We start from the raw sequence: 17,551 nt of genomic DNA on the forward strand, positions 1-17,551 counted from the left end.
ATCAGACGCGAGCGGGGGTTCTCAGGAAGAGTGCGCTGTCGGTGTCGAAAGACGGGAGCGCAGCCCATTTAGGAATAACTGCGGGTATTTCCACGAACTCCTCGATGATCGGTTCGTCAGTAGCCGCAACCGCGTTGCCCAGCCGCGATTCGGTCCACTGCCAGAGGGCGCGCATTTCCTCCGCGGACTTGCCGCCCGGTGCATGTTCGCAGACAGCGAGGCCGGCGCTCAGCGCGTCCTGGTGATCGTTGCGCATCACGATAAGGGGTCTGGCAACGATATCGGCGATGTCGAGCGCGGCCTCGTTGCTCAACGCATTTTCCGCACCGGCGAGGCGTGCCGCGGCCCGGATCGGGGTCTGGTTCAGGACGTAGGCAAACGGCTTGTGCCAGGCCCTGATGACGCGGAGCGTCGCGGCGGTCGCCTCGATGTCGGCGATGCTCGGTCGCGTCGGAATCAGGCAGAGGTCGGAATAACGAATGGCCGAATTGGTCGCGGCGCTTTCGCCGCCGGCGGTATCCACGATCGTCACCGTAACGCCGTCGTACGCGAGCGATTGCAGGCGCTGTTCGACCTCCCGGGCGGCGTAGATCGGCTCGATGATCGGCGCGGCATAGGGACGGCGGCGCTTCCAGTTCGAAACGGTGCCCTGGGGGTCCGTCTCGATCAGGCGGACATTATGCCCGGCCCGGATGGCGGCAAGCGCAAGGCCGATGGCGAGCGTGCTTTTCCCGGAGCCACCCTTCTGGGTGGCCAATACGATCGTCTGCATTTCAGGTCCTTTGGATAGCTTTCGGGTATTTGGGTGACGGCACACGAGCTGCGCCGCATTCTGCGACGCCGAGTTACGCGCTCGCTCAGACGTGCCCAGCCCGATCCAAAGGTCAGGGGATCGCGGTTGTCCGAATCAGTCAGTTTGCAATGATGCCCGATTCTGGAATTGTGGTCATCCGGGCAAATACTGCCGGGCGGTGCATTTGCGCCTGATGAAAACCACAACAAGAAACGAGAACAAGCATGACCGGTCATTGGCGGGATCGTGCAGCCACCAGTTTTCAATGCCAAAAGCGGCCGGCGGCCGGGAGCCGCGGCATGGTGGTCAGCAATCATCCGCTGGCATCGAGCGCGGGCGCGGAAATGCTGGCGGCCGGAGGCAACGCCATCGATGCCGCGATCGCGACGCTGTTTGCGCCGACGGTGGTCGAGCCGATGATGGTCGGCATCATCGGCGGCGGCATGGCCCATATCCGGCTGGCCGACGGCAGCCATCGTTTCGTCGACGGCCAGAGCACCGTACCGCTGGCGGTCAGGCCCGATACCTACACTTCCAAGCCTGGCTCGGCGCATGACGTGTTTGATACTGTCGGCGATGAAAACCTCAGCGGCCGGAAAGCGGTGGCGGTGCCGGGCTCGCCGGTCGAAGCGCCGCGGGTGTGGACCGAAGGCAACGCGCTCGAGGTCGAACAGGCGGTGCCCGACGCTGTTCGCGCCAAACTTGTCGCGATGGGTCACAAGGTGCTGGCGGTGCCGACGGTTGCCGGCGGCATGAATGCCATCCAGTTTCACGAGGACGGTACGATATCGGGCGCGGCCTGCTGGCGCGCGGACGGCACGCCGATCGGCATCGCTGGCGGGTTAGCGCGCGCCGGCGTGAGGTTTGGGTTGGCTTGATTTCGGGCCCCGGACGCAGTGCAGCACGCAGTGATGCGCTGCAGAGCCGGGGCCCATCTTTCCGCGGCATAGGTCCCGGCTCTGCGGAGCAACGCTGACGCGCTGCACCGCGTCCGGGACACGAATTCTCACTTCCTTACGCAAATCACGCGGACGACCGACGTCCTCGCATCGGTCGCTCCGCCGGCCGCGCTGACGCCATTGGCCTTCAGGAAATCGCGCAACGTTTCGGCGGTTACCAGCACCGCCTGTGCTGCGGGTGCACCGTTCGCCGGCCCGGCTATTTGAACCGGCTTCAACAGCGCGATGCCGGCAAACCTGCCGTCGCCATCAAGCGCGGGCGCGCCGGAAAAACCGAGCGCCGGCGCGGGCGTCAGCGCGATATCGCTGCCGCCGCCAAGCTGGGCCACCGAAGCCTTGACGCTGGTCACCGCGGCGCCGCCGCCCTGGTTCTGCGGATCGGCAATACCTGTGAGGTCGAGCGCGGTCTTGGTGGCGGCGTTGGCGAGGTTGAGGGCTTTCAGCCCGCGCGCGCCATAGATGCGCAATAGCGCGAGATCGTGCTCCTTGTCCTCAGCGACGCGATCGGCATTGCCAAAGCCCGCGATCACGATCGTGAGGCAGCCGTCGGTGATCTGGCGGTCGGCAATGATCGCGCCGTCGTCACCGACGACGAGGCCGGTGCCGTATTCCACGGTCTTGCGCGGAGGAGGCCCGGCTAGTTGAGCAGCCGCCGGAAACGCATTGAACGCGCTCGACATCGCGATCACGACTGGCTCCACGGTATTCTCGGTCGCCTGGTCGTAGAGGATGGTAAGGATGCGGACCTCGTCGCCCTTGAAGGTGCCGCGCATGTAGAATTTCTTCAGCCCCTGCAGGCCGGACAGCACGAAGAAATCGGGCTTGACGACGGTATAATCGATCGTGCGCCCCGGCTCCTTCTTCTCCCGCTCTGCGAGCTTTGCCGTGGTGGGATTGGCTTCCTTGCGCCGCGCCAGTTGAACCTGGACCGTTCCGGTGGAGGAGGTCCATTTGGTGCCGTTGGCGTCGCTGGCCTGTTGCGGCACCAGTTTTGTGGGGATGCCGAGCCGCACGCCTGTGCCGGGATCGACGGCGATCTTCCACCCGACGCTTTCCTGCTTTCGCTTGGCGGTATCGGCGAGCACGCCGCGCTCCTGCGGATTGAGCACGCCGGTCTGCTTGGCCCCGCGGGATTTCTGGAATTCCTTGATTGCGTTGACCATGCGCTCGCTGATATCGCCCGTGATCGCGCCGTTATACTGCCCGACCCAGGCGAGGTCCGACTGCAGCGCCAGCCGCTCGGCCTGTCCCATCGCGTTGGCCGTGTCCTCCGGCTTCTGCAGCGCGGGACGGATCGGTACCGTCGTCACCGGTTTCGGCTTGGCGCCCACTGTGGAGGGGGGCGTCATTTGCGCCCGCGCGGCCGAGGCCGCCAAACCTAAGGCCGCGATCATCAATGTTGCCGAAAGCACCGATCTCATGACAAATCCAGGAGAATGCCGGAGTGGAATAAGGGAGCGTGCATTGAAGTCCCGCCAATTAAGCACATCTGCTTAGTCGGCAACAACCGCGCCCTGGTTCAGGGGATTGATTGAGGTAGTGCGACCATGCTGACGGCCGACGAACTCGAACGTTACGCCCGCCATATCGTGCTGCGCGAAGTCGGTGGCCCGGGGCAAACCGCGCTGAAAGATGCGTCGGTGCTGGTGATCGGCGCCGGCGGCCTCGGTGCGCCGGTCCTGATGTATCTGGCGGCCGCCGGTGTCGGCACGCTCGGTGCGGTCGATGACGACATCGTCTCGCTGTCCAACCTGCAGCGCCAGATTATCCACACCACGCCCGACATCGGACGACGCAAGGTCGACAGCGCCGCCGAAGTGATTCACGCGCTCAATCCGCATGTTCACTTCGAGGCGCACGCGGTGCGTCTCGATGCGAAGAACGTGATGTCGCTGATCGGCGGCTACGATCTCGTGCTCGACGGCTCCGACAATTTCGAAACGCGTTATCTGGTGTCCGATGCCTGCTTCTTTGCCGGCAAGCCGCTGATCACGGCGGCGATCGGTCAATTCGACGGATCGCTGACCACGATCCGCGCCCATGAGCGCAACGAGCAGGGCGAGTTCAATCCGACCTATCGCTGCCTGTTTCCCGAGTCGCCGCCGCCCGGCACCGTGCCGGCCTGTGCGGAGGCCGGCGTCATGGGCGCGCTGGCGGGCATGCTGGGCTCGATGATGGCGCTGGAGGCGATCCGCGAGATCGTCGGCTTTGGCGAGAGCCTGGTCGGCCGGCTGGTGATGGTGGACGCCCGCGCGATGCGGTTCGAGACGTTGCGCTACGGGCGCGATCCACAAAACCCGCTTAACGGCGATACGCCTGTCATCACCGATCTGAGCGGCCACGCGGCGTAGCGTTCACCGGCCTTCATCTCACCGTTTCTCGCTATCCATATGCGCGAGTTGCGCCTCGGGATAGCGCGCGCCTGCGGCGGCGCCTGGCGGAAAAGCCTTGGCGAGCGCGGCGAGCTGCGTATCCGTCAATTTCACATCGAGCGCGCCGAGCGCTTCGGAAAGGCGGTCGCGGCGACGTGCGCCGACCAGCGGTACGATGTCGCTGCCCTGCGCTGCGACCCAGGCAATCGCGACCTGCGCCGGGGACGCGCCGACCTCGGCCGCAATGGCGCGCAGGGAATCCACCAGTGCCAGATTGGCGTCGAGATTGGAGCCCTGGAAGCGCGGGCTCATCTGACGAAAATCCTGCACAGCGGAGCGTTGCTTCGACCAGTGTCCGCTGATCAGCCCGCGCGCCAGTACGCCGTAGGCGGTGATGCTGATTCCGCGCTCGCGGCAGGTCTTGAGAATGTCGCTCTCGATGCCGCGTGCGAGCAATGAATATTCGATCTGCAGGTCGACGATCGGATGCACCGCGTGCGCCCTGCGAATGGTTTCGGAGCCCACTTCGGAGAGGCCGATATGCTTGATCCAGCCGGCCTTCACCATGTCGGCCATAGCGCCGACGGTTTCCTCGATCGGCACATCGGGATCAAGCCGCGCCGGCCGATAGATGTCGATGGTGTCGACGCCGAGCCGCTGCAGCGAATAGGCGACAAAGTTCCTGATCGCCGCCGGCCGGCTGTCATAGCCGAGAAAGCCCTTGTTGGGATCGCGCAGGGCGCCGAACTTGACGCTGATCTGCAGATTGTTGCGATCGCGCCGCGTGAGCGCTTCGCGGATCAGCATCTCATTGTGGCCCATGCCGTAGAAATCGCCGGTGTCGAGCAGGGTGATGCCGGCATCGAGCGCGGCGTGGAGGGTGGCGATGCTCTCGCTGCGGTCGGCCGGGCCGTAGAAGTCCGACATGCCCATGCAGCCGAGGCCGATGGCCGAGACGGATGGACCTGTCGTGCCGAGTTTGCGCTTTTCCATGGTGGTTCTCCTCGAAATCGGTGGCGGGCATTCGCGCTGTGGTGACGAGGCTGATATGAGGCATCTGGATCGCGCCGATAAGCTGGACAATCATGAATGGCTTGTTCACTATATCGAACAATGAAGGATTTCGACCTCCGCGACCTCGATGCTTTCGTCGCCGTGGCGCGCACCCGGAATTTCCGCCGCGCCGCGGTCGAGCAGCGCGTCTCCGTCTCAAGCCTCAGCCAGCGGCTGCGCGACATGGAGGAGCGGCTCGGCGTGCGCTTGATGAACCGCACCACACGCAGCGTCGCGCTCACTGAGGCCGGCGAGTTGTTGCTCGCCCGTGTCGGCCCGGCGATATCAGATGTCGGGGAGGCGCTGGATCAGGTGCGCGGCCTGCGGGCCGTGCCGTCGGGGCGTCTGCGCATCAATGCGCCGCCGCCGGCGATCGATCTGGTGCTGGCGCCGATGGCCGCGCCGTTTCTTGCAGCGCATCCCAAGATCGATCTGGAGATCGTCGGCGAGAGTTCGTTCGTCGATATCGTTGCCGGAGGCTTTGACGCCGGCGTGCGCTATGGCGAGCATCTGGCGCAGGACATGATCGCGGTCTCGCTCGGGGCGCCGCAGCGCTACGCGGTGGTGGCCTCGCGCGAATACGTCGCGCAGCATGGAATCCCAAAACATCCGAAGGATCTGCTGGAGCATTCCTGCATCCGCACCCGCTTCGGCAGCGGCGCGATGCTGGATTGGGAGTTCGAGAAAGCTGGCCGCGTCGTGAAAGTCTCACCGCCGCCAAAGCTGATCGCGACGTATCTCGGCCTGGCGCTGCGCGCCGTGCATGACGGCATCGGCTTCTGGCTGACGTTCGAGGGATACGTTCGCTATGGCATCAAGTCGGGCGCGCTGGTCAGCGTGCTCGACGACTGGTGTTCGCCGTTTCCGGGACCGTTCTTATATTACCCGAGCCGCCGCCAGCCACCGCCGGCGCTCGCCGCGTTCGTCGCCTTTGTCGCGGAATGGCGAAAGCGGGAGCGGCGAAAGGGTAAGTCGCCATAGCCCGCATCTCGCAGCCCGGATGGAGCCAACGGGTTGCGCGAACGCGCGCCCGATGACAGGCTCCGCGCAATCCGGGACGGTGGACTCATGGACTCAGTTATCCCGGATTTCGCTGCGCTCCATCCAGGCTACAAGCGACATCCGCTCACAGCATGCTGGGCAGCACGCGATCCGGCGGCTTGTGGTTGTCGAGGAAGGTCCTGATATTGATGATCACCTTCTCGCCCATTTCAACGCGGCCTTCGATGGTGGCCGAGCCCATATGCGGCAGCAGCGTCACCTTGCCGGCCTTGGCCAGCCGCACCAGTTTCGGATTGATGGCGGGCTCGTGCTCGTAGACGTCGAGGCCGGCGCCGCCGATGTCGCCGGCTTCGATCAGCTTGATCAAGGTGTCTTCGTCGATCACCCCGCCGCGCGCGGTGTTGACGATATAGGCGTCTTTCCGGATCAGCTTCAGCCGCCGTGCCGATAGCAAATGATAGGTCGCCGGCGTATGCGGACAGTTCACCGAGATGATGTCCATCCGCGCCAGCATCTGGTCGAGGCTTTCCCAATAGGTCGCGCCGAGCTCCTCGGCGATAACGGGCGCTACGGGGCGGCGGTTGTGATAATGGATCTGCAGGCCGAAGGCGCGCGCCCGGCGGGCCACGGCCTGTCCGATGCGGCCCATGCCGACGATGCCGAGGCGCTTGCCGCCGATGCGGTGGCCGAGCATCCAGGTCGGCGACCATCCCTCCCAGTTCTTGCCCTCGGTCAGAATGGTGGCGCCTTCGATCAACCGCCGCGGCACCGCAAGAATCAGCGCCATGGTCATGTCGGCAGTGTCTTCGGTCAGCACTTTCGGCGTGTTGGTCACCGTGATGCCGCGCGCATGCGCCGACGTGACGTCGATATTGTCGACGCCGTTGCCGAAATTGGCGATCATGCGCAGCTTGCATTCGGGGTCCTTGAGGAGCGCCTCACCGATCATGTCGGTGACGGTCGGCACCAGCACGTCGGCGGTGCGGACCGCGTCCGCGATCTGTTCCGGCGTCATCGGCGTGTCGTCGAGATTCAACCGCGCATCGAACAGCTCGCGCATCCGGGTCTCGATCGAGTCCGGCAGCTTGCGGGTGACGACGACGAGAGGTTTTTTCTTGACCGACATGTTCTGCTCTCATGAGGGACGGCGAGAAGCGCGCCGTTCAGACCTCATTAACCCGGTTGTTCGACACTGCGATGGCCACGCGGTCCCGGTATCCGGCTGTTTCCTGGGCAAGTCCCTTGGGTTCCCCAATACTTGCCTCGGATTTTCGGCAGAGAATCCGGGCGTTCTGGGTCTTGGCGTTCTGTCCTCTCTAGCAGAAGGCCGGGCCAAGACAAGAACCCCTCGGACGTTCGCAAGCCGGGGTGCGACCAAAGCGCGGCACAGGGGTCTGGGGTTTTTCGGGCGTAGCGGGCGGTTTCAACTCGAAGAATTCGGGTTGCGGCTCGGCAGGAGACGGGTTGATGGCGTTGGGGCGTTTCTGTTCGGTGGCGGTGCTGGCGGGGTGCTGGCTTTTGGCATCGGTCAGCACAGGGTTTTCGGCCAAGGATTCGGCCACCACGAGCGGCCTGCCGGTGCCGCGATATGTCAGCCTCAAATCCGACCACGTGAATGTCCGGGCCGGTCCGACCAAGGATAACGATGTCGCCTGGATCTATACCCGTTCGGGCCTGCCGGTCGAAATCACCGCCGAGTTCGAGAACTGGCGCCGCGTGCGCGATTCCGAAGGCTCCGAGGGCTGGGTCTATCATTCCCTGCTGTCCGGCCGCCGCACTGCGGTCGTCACCATGAAGACCAAGGACGAGCTTGCCTCGCTCTATGATCGTCCCGATCCGAGCAGCGCGATTGCGGCGCGCCTGCAGGTCGGCGTCGTCGCCCAGGTCAGGAAATGCGCCAATGGCTGGTGCCGCGTGGTCGGCAATGGCTTTGACGGCTGGATCGAGCAGCAGCGCCTGTGGGGCGTCTACGCCGACGAGAAGGTGGAGTGAGGTTCACCGTCGTCCCTGCGAACGCAGGGACCCATACGCCGCGGCTTCTCAATGAGGCGCATAGGCAAACGCCTTCCCTCACAACGTAGATTTGGGGTTATGGGTCCCGTTCGGAGGGACGACGAAAGCGGTTAGCGTTTCTTGCGCAGCCGCACGACCATGTCGACGCGCGCGATTTCGTAGCCTTCCGGCACGTCCGGCATCTTCGATAGCACCAGATGCGGGTCGGGAATGTCGACCAGCTCGTGGTTGTTCTCGAGATAGAAGTGGTGGTGCGCGGTGACGTTGGTGTCGAAATAGGTCTTGGTGCCGTCGACCGATACCTGGCGCAAGAGACCCGCATCGGTGAGCTGATTGAGCGTGTTGTAGACGGTCGCCAGCGACACCGGAACCTTGGCCAGCGTCGCTTCCTCGTACAGCATTTCCGCGGTCAGATGGCGGGCGCCCTTGCCGAACAGCAGCCAGCCCAGCGCCATGCGCTGGCGGGTCGGCCGGAGACCGGCGGCCTGCAGCATTTCGTTGACGTCGTGCCAGGGACAGCCGGTCAACGCCGGCTGATGTCCGGCGGCCCGGGCGGCCGGATCGATCCCGTCGTCGTTCAGGGGTGAGGCTTGGTCGTTCATGTCCACTTCGGGCACCACGCGCGCTAACTTGGGCAATATTCTTGCCCAATATAAAAGGAAATCAGGTAGATGCAAGTTTTTCGCAACTAGAACCGGCCCAAGGTCAAGAGGAACCAGCGTGCAAACCCAGCGTTTTAGCCCGTTCCGGTGCTTTGCCGGTCCCAAGTGCCTATGTTACAGAGCGCGCGGACCACATATGCGATTTCGGCAGAGGCTAATGCCGATTGCACCCAAAGTAGCGCCAATTTGCGGGAAACAAGTGTTCTCCCGTAGGGAAACGGGTCCGGTTCGCTCAGAAAGCGCTCCATCGGGACATCCAAGGTAGAGGCGGGACACGATGCTGGATCGGCGCAGCGGTTATGAATACGAGGACTTGCTGGCCTGTGGCCGCGGCGAGATGTTCGGCCCGGGCAATGCGCAGCTGCCGCTGCCGCCGATGCTGATGTTCGACCGTATCACCGAGATCACCGAAAAAGGCGGGGAATTCGGCAAGGGTCTGATTCGGGCCGAACTCGATGTGAAGCCGGACCTGTGGTTCTTCGGCTGCCATTTCAAGAACGATCCGGTCATGCCGGGCTGCCTCGGCCTGGACGCGATGTGGCAGATGGTCGGGTTCTACCTTGGCTGGATCGGCGGCGAGGGGCGCGGCCGGGCACTGGGTCTGGGGGAATTGAAGTTCTCCGGCCAGGTGCTGCCGAACGCCCGCAAGGTTGTGTACAACATCGACATGAAACGCGTGATGCGCTCAAAGCTGGTGCTTGGCGTCGGCGACGGCTGGCTTTCCATGGATGGCGAGATTATCTATCGCGCCAAGGACCTCAAGGTCGGGTTGTTCAAGCAGGGCTCTGCGCCGGGCTGAGCAGCGCGGTCAAGCAACGAATTTCTCACGGACGAACGGAAACTGCAGGGCGAGGCGATCATGAAGCGGGTTGTCATCACGGGGATGGGGATTGTCTCGTCCATCGGAAATAACACCCAGGAAGTGCTTGCGAGCCTTCACGACGCAAAATCCGGAATCAAGCGCGCGGAAAAATACGCCGAGCTGGGCTTCCGTTCGCAGGTGCAGGGCGCGCCGACGCTCAATCCGGCCGACGTCATCGACCGGCGCGCGATGCGCTTCCTCGGCGAAGGCGCGGCGTGGAATCACGTCGCCATGGAGCAGGCGATCCAGGACTCCGGGCTTTCTCCGGAAGAAGTTTCCGATGTCCGCACCGGAATCATCATGGGCTCCGGCGGGCCGTCCGCGCGAACCATCGTGGAAGCGGCCGACATCACCCGAAGCAAGGGCCCCAAGCGCGTCGGACCGTTCGCGGTGCCGAAGGCGATGTCGTCGACGGCGTCCGCCACGCTCGCGACCTGGTTCAAGATCAAGGGCGTCAACTATTCGATCTCCTCGGCCTGCGCGACCTCGAACCACTGCATCGGCAACGCCTATGAGACGATCCAGATCGGCAAGCAGGACATGATCTTTGCCGGCGGCTGCGAGGAGCTCGACTGGTCGCTGTCGGTCTTGTTCGACGCCATGGGCGCGATGTCGTCAAAATACAACGACACCCCCGCCATCGCCTCGCGCCCCTACGACATCAGCCGCGACGGTTTTGTCATTGCCGGCGGCGCCGGCGTGGTGGTGCTGGAAGAGCTCGAACGCGCCAAGGCGCGCGGCGCGCGCATCTACGCCGAAGTGGTCGGCTATGGCGCGACATCAGACGGTTACGACATGGTCGCGCCGTCGGGCGAGGGCGCCGAGCGCTGCATGCGCATGGCGCTTGAAACCGTGAAAACCCCGATCGACTACATCAACCCGCACGCCACCTCGACGCCGGCCGGCGATCCCCCGGAAATCGAGGCGATCCGAAAGGTGTTCGGCACCGGCGATAAATGCCCGCCGATCTCGGCGACCAAGGCGCTGACCGGCCATTCGCTCGGCGCCACCGGCGTGCAGGAAGCGATCTATTCGCTCCTCATGATGAACAACGGCTTCGTCTGCGAGAGCGCCAACATCACCGAGCTCGATCCGGTGTTTGCCGACATGCCGATCGTGCGCAAGCGCATCGACAACGCCAAGCTCGGCACCGTGTTGTCGAACTCCTTCGGCTTCGGCGGCACCAACGCCACGCTGGTGTTCAAGCGGATGGATGCGTGATTTCGTTGTTGCCTCTTCTCGCTTGTGGTGAGAGATCGGCAGGCAGCGGATGGTGACTTTGCAACAATCCAAAACGGGGTGCGCATGATTATCGAACCGCGCGTGCGAGGCTTCATCTGCACGACGGCACATCCTGTCGGCTGCGCCAGAAATGTCCGCGAGCAGATCGCTTATGTTCTCCGCCAGGGGTCGATTCGGGAGTGCCCCAAGCGTGTCGCCGTGCTGGGATGTTCAACGGGGTACGGCCTCGCGAGCCGCATTGTTGCGACCTTCGCCGGGGGCGCGGAGACCATCGGCGTGTCGTTGGAGCGCGAGCCCTCAGCGAGCAGAACGGGCAGTGCTGGCTGGTACAACAACCGAGCATTCGAGATCGAAGCCCGGAAGATCGGACGATCTCCCCTCACGCTGGAGGGCGACGCCTTCTCCGACGGCATGAAGAAAGACTTCATCGACCGCGTGCGCGAACAATTCGGACAGCTCGACATGCTCGTCTACAGCATGGCCGCTCCCGTCCGGACCGACCCGGACACGGGACAGACCTATCGCTCGGCGATCAAGCCGCTGGGTGCTCCTGTCGAAATCAAGACCCTCAACACTGAAACCGGCGAGGTCTTCGAGACGACGATTACGCCGGCGAGTGAGGATGAAGCGGCCGCCACGGTCGCGGTGATGGGGGGCGATGACTGGAAGCGCTGGATCGATCAGCTCGCGGACGCCGGCGTCCTGGCGCCGGGTTTCCGGACGCTGAACTACACCTATATCGGCAGCGAACTGACTTGGCCGATCTACTGGAATGGTACTCTGGGGCGCGCCAAGGTCGATCTCGACCGCAAGGCGGAAGCGATCCGGGGCCGGCTCAGCCAGGACGCGGCCCGCGTGGTGGCGCTGAAGGCCGTGGTCACCCAGGCGAGTTCGGCCATTCCGGTGGTGCCGCTCTATGGGACGGTGCTGTTCAAGGTCATGAAGCAACTCGGGCTCCACGAAGGATGCATCGAACAAATCGATCGCCTGTTCCGGACGCGCCTTGGCCCGGGTGTCGCAGTTGACGAGGCCCAGCGCATCAGACTCGACGACTGGGAGCTTTCGCCCGAAGTTCAGGCGGAGGTGTTGCGACGATGGCCCCTCCTCTCCACGGAAACGCTCGTCGAGTTGGCAGACCTTGCGGAATACAGGAGCCAATTCCTTCGCCTGTTCGGGTTTGGCATCGAGGGCGTCGATTATTCGCAGGACGTAGACCCCCGCGTCGTCCCGGGTTAAGCAAGCTCCGCGCTTACCCGGCTGCGATCTTTTCAGCACGCTGGAACGCCGGGCGCGCCACGCAGCGGTCGATATAGGCGTCGAACGAGGGCCGCGGCGGCACCATCTTGAATAGCCGCACCGCAAAATTCAGCCCGGAGCCGAGCATGATGTCGGCGGCGGAGAATTTTTCGCCGAGAATCCATGGACCCTTCTGCAAGGCGGCATCGAGCACGTCGAACGTCTGGGTCGCGCTGCCCCATGCCGCCGTGCTCGCCGGCACCTCAAGCTTCGTGAAGAGCTGGATCAGCGCCGGTTCGATGCAAGCAGGCGAGAAGAACAGCCATTGCAGGTATCTTGCGCGCAGCGGATCAGTTGCCGACGGGGACAGCGCTGTTTCGGGATAACGGTCGGCGATGTAGGCGCAGATCGCCGCCGCTTCGCCCAGCGCAGCGTCGCCGTCCTTCAGCCCCGGCACCTTACCCATCGGATTGATCGCGAGATACTCCGCCGTCTTCTGTGCGCCGGTCGTGATGTCGGTGAGCACCCGCTCGTAAGGGAGCCCGGCTTCTTCGAGCAACCAGATGGCGGAGATTGAGCGCGAGCGCGGCGACCAATATAGTTCGATCATCACAGGTTTCCTTTTCGGATCATCTGCGAATGTGGCGCAGGATTGCGTCAGGGTGACGACCGACGCGGGTGGAATGCAAACGGAACGCCGGTCAGCGTTGCTCTGCAAGCATCGCAGGCATGGTATGGTCGAGACTAGTGGCAAGTAATGCGCGAACGCCATCGCGCAAGGCCGGATTGCTGGCGGCTTCCCCTGGCGTCGCCGGAAAAGACACATCCTCCAACTTGCGACTAGGTCCATGAATGGGATTCAAACCCAGCCCGCGTGAAATCAGAGATTCGTCGCCGGTTGACGCCGCGGCGCGCTTGATGATCGAGAAATTCTCTCCGTCAAGCACGAGGATATAGGTCAGAGCGAACAAGTGGTTTCGGCCGGCCCAGCCGATGATTCCGATACCGCGTCCGTCCTGGTTAGTATTGCTGAACTGAGTGCTGGACCGCTGCACCAGGATGTACCGGTTGCAATGGGTGCCGGCCGCGCTCTGCCGGACGGCGGCAACCAGCTCTGCATTGGTGCGAGGATGCTTGGTGCCTCGGATCAGTCGCTCTTTTTCCATCGATAATACTTCATCATAAAGCCGATCTTCGGTTCGAGCTCTTCCTTCTCGAACACAAAACCTTCGCGTTCGTACCAGCGCCACGCTTTTTCATTCTCGCGCACGCAGCGCAGCCAGATTTCGTCAGGCATATGATGCCGCGTGAAGGCAAGCAATTGGCGCCCGAGACCATTGCCCTGATACTCCGGAGCGACAAATAGCTGGTCGAGATAGCTGTCGGGCAAATGTATCGTGAGCATCGCAGCCAGTTTTCCGTTGTCGTCGGCAACGTAGAGGCTCGAGCCCTTCTCCACTCCCATCGCGACACGCGCGCGCAACCTTGCGAGCAGGGAATCGCTGGCGTCTTCCAGTCCGGTCGATACCCAACTGTTCATCCAGACCCGCGCTACTTCGTCATATTCGTCGGAGCGGGCAGGGCGGATCACGGGCTCAGGCATGGCAAACTTCCAGGCTTCTCTTGCGACGGTCGGATTCGAGGCCGGCCCGTCCCCCATGAACATGGGAGGACAATGCCGCTGCGCACGGTGCACTTTCGGCCGTAACGGCCATGTCCGCAATGCCTCCATGCAAGGTATCCGCGCGGCCGCTTCTACGGCTTTCACGGAGGAAGTGGCGTTGCTGACGCGCTGGATTCGCTCGCATCTGCCGACAAGCGCGGCCGGTTACAATCTTCTCAACAACCGGCTGCAGATATCAGCGGCGTTTGCGGCCGGCAGCGACAGCTTCGTCACCACGGCGTTCAGCCAGTCGCCCTGGCTCTATTCGGCGAGCATCGGACTGGCCTCGCAGCGAACGGAGAAGCTGGATCTCAGCGTGCGATACGGCGTGCAAGCCAGCCCTTCCGGGTCTCTGAATCAGACGGGATCGTTCACGCTCAGGATAAAGCTTTAGTGCGCGTTCGGCGCGGGCCGCGCCGCAGTGCCGTCAGGCCTTTCATTTCCGCGATGGCGATTTCGCCTTGCGCTGTTCGCGCAGCGCGTCGGCGGCGAGGCAAACCACTTCGGAGATTTGCTGAAGCTGTCCGGCCAGCGGACTCGTCTTGCGCCACACCATGCCGATGGTCCGCGACGGCTGCGGATTCCTGAAGCGCGCGACCGATACCGTCGCCGAGCGCGTTTCCACCGCGACCGCCATTTCCGGAATCAGGGTGACGCCGATGCCGGCGCCGACCATTTGAACGAGCGTCGACAGCGAGCTCGCGTCCAGCACTTCCCGCGGCGGTGACTGCATGTTGCAGAACGACAGCGCCTGGTCGCGAAAACAGTGTCCCTCTTCGAGCAGCAAGAGGCGCATCTCGCGCAGCGTCTCGTGGCTCGGCACCGGCGTTCCCTCGTCTTCGCCCGGCCGCACCAGCAGGAAGTTTTCTGAAAAACACACGACCTCGGTCAGCGATGGTTCGGATACCGGCAGGGCCACGATCGCCGTATCCAGCCGGCCTTCGACGACCTCCTTGATCAGCTTCGGCGTCAGCGTCTCGCGAACGTGAATGTCGAGTTCCGGGTGCATGCGCGCGAGGTTCTCGATCACCTTCGGCAGCAGATAGGGTGCAATCGTCGGGATCATGCCGATGCGCAACCGTCCCGCCAGCCGGTCCCGCGAGGCGCGCGCAAAATCGCCGAGTTCATCGACCGAGCGCAGGATCTCGCGGACACGCTGGACGATCTCTTCGCCGAATTTCGTCAGCGTCACCTGCCGTGCGCTTCGCTCCAGCAGCACGCCGCCGAGGGTTTCCTCCATTTCCTTGATCTGCATCGACAGCGCCGGCTGCGAGATGGAACACGCCTCCGCCGCGCGTCCGAAATGGCCGTGACGTGCCAGCGCATCGAAGTAGCGGAGCTGTCTGAGCGTCATCTGGATCATCAGATCATCTTATCGGTTCGATCATTAAAATCAACTTTACCTGATAGGATGCGGTGCTTAGATTGCCTCCAATCTGAACAGGGACCACCCCAGGAGACGACCATGGATGACAAAACCAAATGCCCGTTCACGGGCTCACGCGGACACGCGAACCGCGACTGGTGGCCGGACGCGCTGGACGTTTCGATCCTCCACCGCAATTCCACTCTGTCCGATCCGATGGGCGAGGCGTTCGACTACGCCAAGGAATTCAAGACCCTCGATCTCAACGCCGTGGTCAAGGACCTGCATGCCTTGATGACGGAATCGCAGGAATGGTGGCCGGCCGATTTCGGTCACTATGGCGGCCTGATGATCCGCATGGCGTGGCACAGCGCCGGCACCTACCGCATCACGGATGGCCGCGGCGGCGCCGGCGCGGGTCAGCAGCGCTTTGCGCCGCTCAATAGCTGGCCTGACAATGCCAACCTCGACAAGGCGCGCCGGCTATTGTGGCCGATCAAGCAGAAATACGGCCGGAAACTCTCGTGGGCCGACCTGATGATTCTCGCCGGCAACGTTGCCCTCGAATCGATGGGCTTCAAGACGTTCGGCTTCGCCGGCGGCCGCGCCGATGTCTGGGAGCCCGAAGAGCTGTTCTGGGGGCCTGAGGGCACCTGGCTCGGCGACGAACGCTACAGTGGCGAACGCCAGCTCGCCGAACCGCTCGGCGCCGTGCAGATGGGCCTCATCTACGTCAATCCGGAAGGGCCGAACGGCAATCCTGACCCGCTCGCGGCGGCCAAGGACATCCGCGAAACGTTCTTCCGCATGGCGATGAACGACGAAGAGACCGTCGCCCTGATTGCCGGCGGCCACTCCTTCGGCAAGACCCACGGCGCGGGCGATCCGTCGCTGGTGGGACCGGCCCCGGAAAGCGGCGCGCTGGAGGATCAGGGCCTCGGCTGGAAGAGCAAGCATGGCACCGGCGTCGGCGCCGACGCCATCACCGGCGGCCCGGAAGTCACCTGGACGCAGACGCCGACCAAGTGGAGCAATCAGTTCTTCAAGAACCTGTTCGAAAACGAATGGGAGCTGACCAAGAGCCCGGCCGGCGCGAAGCAGTGGAAAGCGAAAGGCTCGGAAGCCACGATCCCGGACGCCTATGACAAGTCGAAGAAGCATGTGCCGACCATGCTGACCACCGACCTGTCGCTGCGCCTTGATCCGGCCTACGAGAAGATCTCGCGGCGCTTCTACGAGCATCCGGACCAGTTCGCCGACGCTTTCGCGCGTGCCTGGTTCAAGCTCACGCACCGCGACATGGGCCCGATCGCCCGCTACCTCGGCCCGCTGGTGCCGAAGGAAACGCTGATCTGGCAGGACCCGATCCCGGCGGTGGATCATCCGCTGATCGGCGAGGCTGATATCGCCGCGCTGAAGGCGAAGATTCTCGGCTCCGGCCTGTCGGTGTCCCAGCTCGTCTCGACCGCATGGGCGTCGGCGTCGACGTTCCGCGGCTCCGACAAGCGCGGTGGCGCGAATGGTGCGCGTATTCGTCTCAGCCCGCAGAAGGACTGGGAGGTCAACCAGCCGGCCGAGCTCAAGAAGGTCCTCTCGACGCTCGAAGCGATCCAGAAGGATTTTGGCAAGAAGGTTTCGCTTGCCGACCTGATCGTTCTCGGCGGCTGCGCGGCGGTTGAAAAAGCCGCCAAGGATGCCGGGCTCGACGTGAAGGTGCCCTTCACGCCGGGGCGCATGGATGCGTCGCAGGATCAAACCGACGTCGAGTCCTTTGCTCCGCTCGAGCCGCGCGCCGACGGCTTCCGCAACTATGTCAGCAGCAAGAAGCATCAGTTCATGGCGCCTGAAGAGGCGCTGGTGGACCGGGCGCAATTGCTGCGGCTGACGGGCCCCGAGATGACGGTTCTCGTCGGCGGCCTGCGCGTCCTCGGCGCAAATTTCGGCGGGGCCAAGCACGGCGTGTTCACCAACAAGCCCGGCACGTTGACCAACGACTTCTTCGTCAACCTGCTTGACATGAGCACGCAATGGCAGCCCGCCGGCTCTGACGGCGCGTATGAGGGCCGCGACCGCAAGACCAATGCGGTCAAGTGGACCGGCACCCGCGTCGACCTGATCTTCGGTTCGCAGGCGCAGCTCCGGGCCTTCGCGGAGGTCTATGGGTGTGCGGACTCGAAGGAGAAGTTCGCCAGGGATTTCGTGGCGGCGTGGACCAAGGTGATGAACCTCGATCGTTTCGACGTCGCCTGAGGCTCTGCGACAAGGCACTTGCGCTGTTTGCGCGGAGCCATCCAGAAAAACGAAAAGGGCGGCCGAGAGGCCGCCCTT

General features: G+C 63.6%; 18 protein-coding genes. 9 read left to right on the top strand and 9 right to left on the bottom strand.

The genetic code is table 11. The annotated features are described in order from the left end of the window. Position 1: 1 nt before the first annotated feature. Positions 2–772, bottom strand: coding sequence for a ParA family protein (locus V1293_RS24195; RefSeq protein ID WP_334512826.1), 771 nt, complete (start codon positions 770–772; stop codon positions 2–4). Positions 773–1,092: 320 nt separating this feature from the next. Here V1293_RS24195 and V1293_RS24200 point away from each other — a divergent pair, with 320 nt between their 5' ends. Beyond that, positions 1,093–1,671, top strand: a complete 579-nt coding sequence (locus tag V1293_RS24200) for a gamma-glutamyltransferase (protein ID WP_442894272.1) — start codon at positions 1,093–1,095, stop codon at positions 1,669–1,671. 128 nt (positions 1,672–1,799) lie between these two features. Here V1293_RS24200 and V1293_RS24205 read toward each other — a convergent pair whose 3' ends face one another. Beyond that, the gene (locus tag V1293_RS24205) at positions 1,800–3,173 is read right to left on the bottom strand and encodes a serine protease (RefSeq protein ID WP_334512830.1); all 1,374 of its coding nucleotides are present in this window, start codon (positions 3,171–3,173) and stop codon (positions 1,800–1,802) included. Positions 3,174–3,299: 126 nt separating this feature from the next. On the opposite strand from V1293_RS24205, the gene V1293_RS24210 reads away from it, so the two are divergent. After that, positions 3,300–4,103 carry a HesA/MoeB/ThiF family protein gene (locus V1293_RS24210; protein WP_334512832.1) on the top strand — a complete coding sequence of 268 codons (804 nt, stop codon included), beginning with the start codon at positions 3,300–3,302 and terminating at the stop codon, positions 4,101–4,103. Positions 4,104–4,121: 18 nt separating this feature from the next. Here V1293_RS24210 and V1293_RS24215 read toward each other — a convergent pair whose 3' ends face one another. After that, positions 4,122–5,117, bottom strand: a complete 996-nt coding sequence (locus V1293_RS24215; protein ID WP_334512833.1) for an aldo/keto reductase — start codon at positions 5,115–5,117, stop codon at positions 4,122–4,124. A gap of 120 nt (positions 5,118–5,237) precedes the next feature. Between V1293_RS24215 and V1293_RS24220 the strand changes: the two genes are divergently transcribed. Beyond that, positions 5,238–6,158, top strand: coding sequence for a LysR family transcriptional regulator (locus V1293_RS24220; protein WP_334516879.1), 921 nt, complete (start codon positions 5,238–5,240; stop codon positions 6,156–6,158). Between the two features lie 145 nt (positions 6,159–6,303). Here the strand turns inward: V1293_RS24220 and V1293_RS24225 are convergent, their stop codons facing one another. After that, entirely contained in the window at positions 6,304–7,305 is a 1,002-nt protein-coding gene (locus tag V1293_RS24225) for a 2-hydroxyacid dehydrogenase (RefSeq protein ID WP_334512835.1), read from the bottom strand. Positions 7,306–7,646: 341 nt separating this feature from the next. Between V1293_RS24225 and V1293_RS24230 the strand changes: the two genes are divergently transcribed. Further along, positions 7,647–8,171, top strand: a complete 525-nt coding sequence (locus V1293_RS24230) for an SH3 domain-containing protein (RefSeq protein ID WP_334512837.1) — start codon at positions 7,647–7,649, stop codon at positions 8,169–8,171. A 131-nt stretch (positions 8,172–8,302) separates the two neighbouring features. Here the strand turns inward: V1293_RS24230 and irrA are convergent, their stop codons facing one another. Next, positions 8,303–8,794 carry an iron response transcriptional regulator IrrA gene (gene irrA / locus V1293_RS24235; protein WP_057844747.1) on the bottom strand — a complete coding sequence of 164 codons (492 nt, stop codon included), beginning with the start codon at positions 8,792–8,794 and terminating at the stop codon, positions 8,303–8,305. A gap of 337 nt (positions 8,795–9,131) precedes the next feature. Between irrA and fabA the strand changes: the two genes are divergently transcribed. The 3 genes from fabA to fabV all read left to right on the top strand — a co-directional run bounded on the left by fabA (position 9,132) and on the right by fabV (position 12,194). Beyond that, on the top strand, positions 9,132–9,653 hold the full coding sequence (gene fabA, locus V1293_RS24240) for a 3-hydroxyacyl-[acyl-carrier-protein] dehydratase FabA (RefSeq protein WP_334512839.1): 522 nt from the start codon (positions 9,132–9,134) through the stop codon (positions 9,651–9,653). A gap of 60 nt (positions 9,654–9,713) precedes the next feature. Then, positions 9,714–10,937, top strand: coding sequence for a beta-ketoacyl-ACP synthase I (gene fabB, locus V1293_RS24245; protein WP_334512840.1), 1,224 nt, complete (start codon positions 9,714–9,716; stop codon positions 10,935–10,937). Positions 10,938–11,021: 84 nt separating this feature from the next. Further along, entirely contained in the window at positions 11,022–12,194 is a 1,173-nt protein-coding gene (gene fabV / locus V1293_RS24250) for an enoyl-ACP reductase FabV (RefSeq protein ID WP_334512843.1), read from the top strand. 13 nt (positions 12,195–12,207) lie between these two features. Here the strand turns inward: fabV and V1293_RS24255 are convergent, their stop codons facing one another. The 3 genes from V1293_RS24255 to V1293_RS24265 all read right to left on the bottom strand — a co-directional run bounded on the left by V1293_RS24255 (position 12,208) and on the right by V1293_RS24265 (position 13,797). Continuing rightward, positions 12,208–12,804 carry a glutathione S-transferase family protein gene (locus V1293_RS24255; protein WP_334512845.1) on the bottom strand — a complete coding sequence of 199 codons (597 nt, stop codon included), beginning with the start codon at positions 12,802–12,804 and terminating at the stop codon, positions 12,208–12,210. Positions 12,805–12,895: 91 nt separating this feature from the next. Further along, the gene (locus tag V1293_RS24260) at positions 12,896–13,360 is read right to left on the bottom strand and encodes a hypothetical protein (RefSeq protein ID WP_334512846.1); all 465 of its coding nucleotides are present in this window, start codon (positions 13,358–13,360) and stop codon (positions 12,896–12,898) included. Beyond that, entirely contained in the window at positions 13,342–13,797 is a 456-nt protein-coding gene (locus V1293_RS24265) for a GNAT family N-acetyltransferase (RefSeq protein ID WP_334512848.1), read from the bottom strand. Before V1293_RS24265 ends, V1293_RS24260 begins: the two co-directional genes overlap by 19 nt. A gap of 127 nt (positions 13,798–13,924) precedes the next feature. Between V1293_RS24265 and V1293_RS24270 the strand changes: the two genes are divergently transcribed. Continuing rightward, positions 13,925–14,251: a hypothetical protein gene (locus tag V1293_RS24270; protein ID WP_334512850.1), complete on the top strand. Its 327-nt coding sequence runs from the start codon at positions 13,925–13,927 to the stop codon at positions 14,249–14,251. Positions 14,252–14,293: 42 nt separating this feature from the next. Here V1293_RS24270 and V1293_RS24275 read toward each other — a convergent pair whose 3' ends face one another. Then, positions 14,294–15,220 carry a LysR substrate-binding domain-containing protein gene (locus V1293_RS24275; protein WP_334512851.1) on the bottom strand — a complete coding sequence of 309 codons (927 nt, stop codon included), beginning with the start codon at positions 15,218–15,220 and terminating at the stop codon, positions 14,294–14,296. 102 nt (positions 15,221–15,322) lie between these two features. On the opposite strand from V1293_RS24275, the gene katG reads away from it, so the two are divergent. Then, positions 15,323–17,473, top strand: a complete 2,151-nt coding sequence (gene katG / locus V1293_RS24280; RefSeq protein ID WP_334512852.1) for a catalase/peroxidase HPI — start codon at positions 15,323–15,325, stop codon at positions 17,471–17,473. Positions 17,474–17,551: the final 78 nt, after the last annotated feature.

Source organism: Bradyrhizobium sp. AZCC 1693 (assembly GCF_036924745.1).
Classification (GTDB): domain Bacteria; phylum Pseudomonadota; class Alphaproteobacteria; order Rhizobiales; family Xanthobacteraceae; genus Bradyrhizobium.

Bases quoted from the DNA above. Each gene is read 5' to 3' on its own strand.
- V1293_RS24195 (WP_334512826.1), bottom strand. From the start codon at position 772: ATGCAGACGATCGTATTGGCCACCCAGAAGGGTGGCTCCGGGAAAAGC.
- V1293_RS24200 (WP_442894272.1), top strand. From the start codon at position 1,093: ATGGTGGTCAGCAATCATCCGCTGGCATCGAGCGCGGGCGCGGAAATG.
- V1293_RS24205 (WP_334512830.1), bottom strand. From the start codon at position 3,173: ATGAGATCGGTGCTTTCGGCAACATTGATGATCGCGGCCTTAGGTTTG.
- V1293_RS24210 (WP_334512832.1), top strand. From the start codon at position 3,300: ATGCTGACGGCCGACGAACTCGAACGTTACGCCCGCCATATCGTGCTG.
- V1293_RS24215 (WP_334512833.1), bottom strand. From the start codon at position 5,117: ATGGAAAAGCGCAAACTCGGCACGACAGGTCCATCCGTCTCGGCCATC.
- V1293_RS24220 (WP_334516879.1), top strand. From the start codon at position 5,238: ATGAAGGATTTCGACCTCCGCGACCTCGATGCTTTCGTCGCCGTGGCG.
- V1293_RS24225 (WP_334512835.1), bottom strand. From the start codon at position 7,305: ATGTCGGTCAAGAAAAAACCTCTCGTCGTCGTCACCCGCAAGCTGCCG.
- V1293_RS24230 (WP_334512837.1), top strand. From the start codon at position 7,647: ATGGCGTTGGGGCGTTTCTGTTCGGTGGCGGTGCTGGCGGGGTGCTGG.
- irrA (WP_057844747.1), bottom strand. From the start codon at position 8,794: ATGAACGACCAAGCCTCACCCCTGAACGACGACGGGATCGATCCGGCC.
- fabA (WP_334512839.1), top strand. From the start codon at position 9,132: ATGCTGGATCGGCGCAGCGGTTATGAATACGAGGACTTGCTGGCCTGT.
- fabB (WP_334512840.1), top strand. From the start codon at position 9,714: ATGAAGCGGGTTGTCATCACGGGGATGGGGATTGTCTCGTCCATCGGA.
- fabV (WP_334512843.1), top strand. From the start codon at position 11,022: ATGATTATCGAACCGCGCGTGCGAGGCTTCATCTGCACGACGGCACAT.
- V1293_RS24255 (WP_334512845.1), bottom strand. From the start codon at position 12,804: ATGATCGAACTATATTGGTCGCCGCGCTCGCGCTCAATCTCCGCCATC.
- V1293_RS24260 (WP_334512846.1), bottom strand. From the start codon at position 13,360: ATGGAAAAAGAGCGACTGATCCGAGGCACCAAGCATCCTCGCACCAAT.
- V1293_RS24265 (WP_334512848.1), bottom strand. From the start codon at position 13,797: ATGCCTGAGCCCGTGATCCGCCCTGCCCGCTCCGACGAATATGACGAA.
- V1293_RS24270 (WP_334512850.1), top strand. From the start codon at position 13,925: ATGCAAGGTATCCGCGCGGCCGCTTCTACGGCTTTCACGGAGGAAGTG.
- V1293_RS24275 (WP_334512851.1), bottom strand. From the start codon at position 15,220: ATGATCCAGATGACGCTCAGACAGCTCCGCTACTTCGATGCGCTGGCA.
- katG (WP_334512852.1), top strand. From the start codon at position 15,323: ATGGATGACAAAACCAAATGCCCGTTCACGGGCTCACGCGGACACGCG.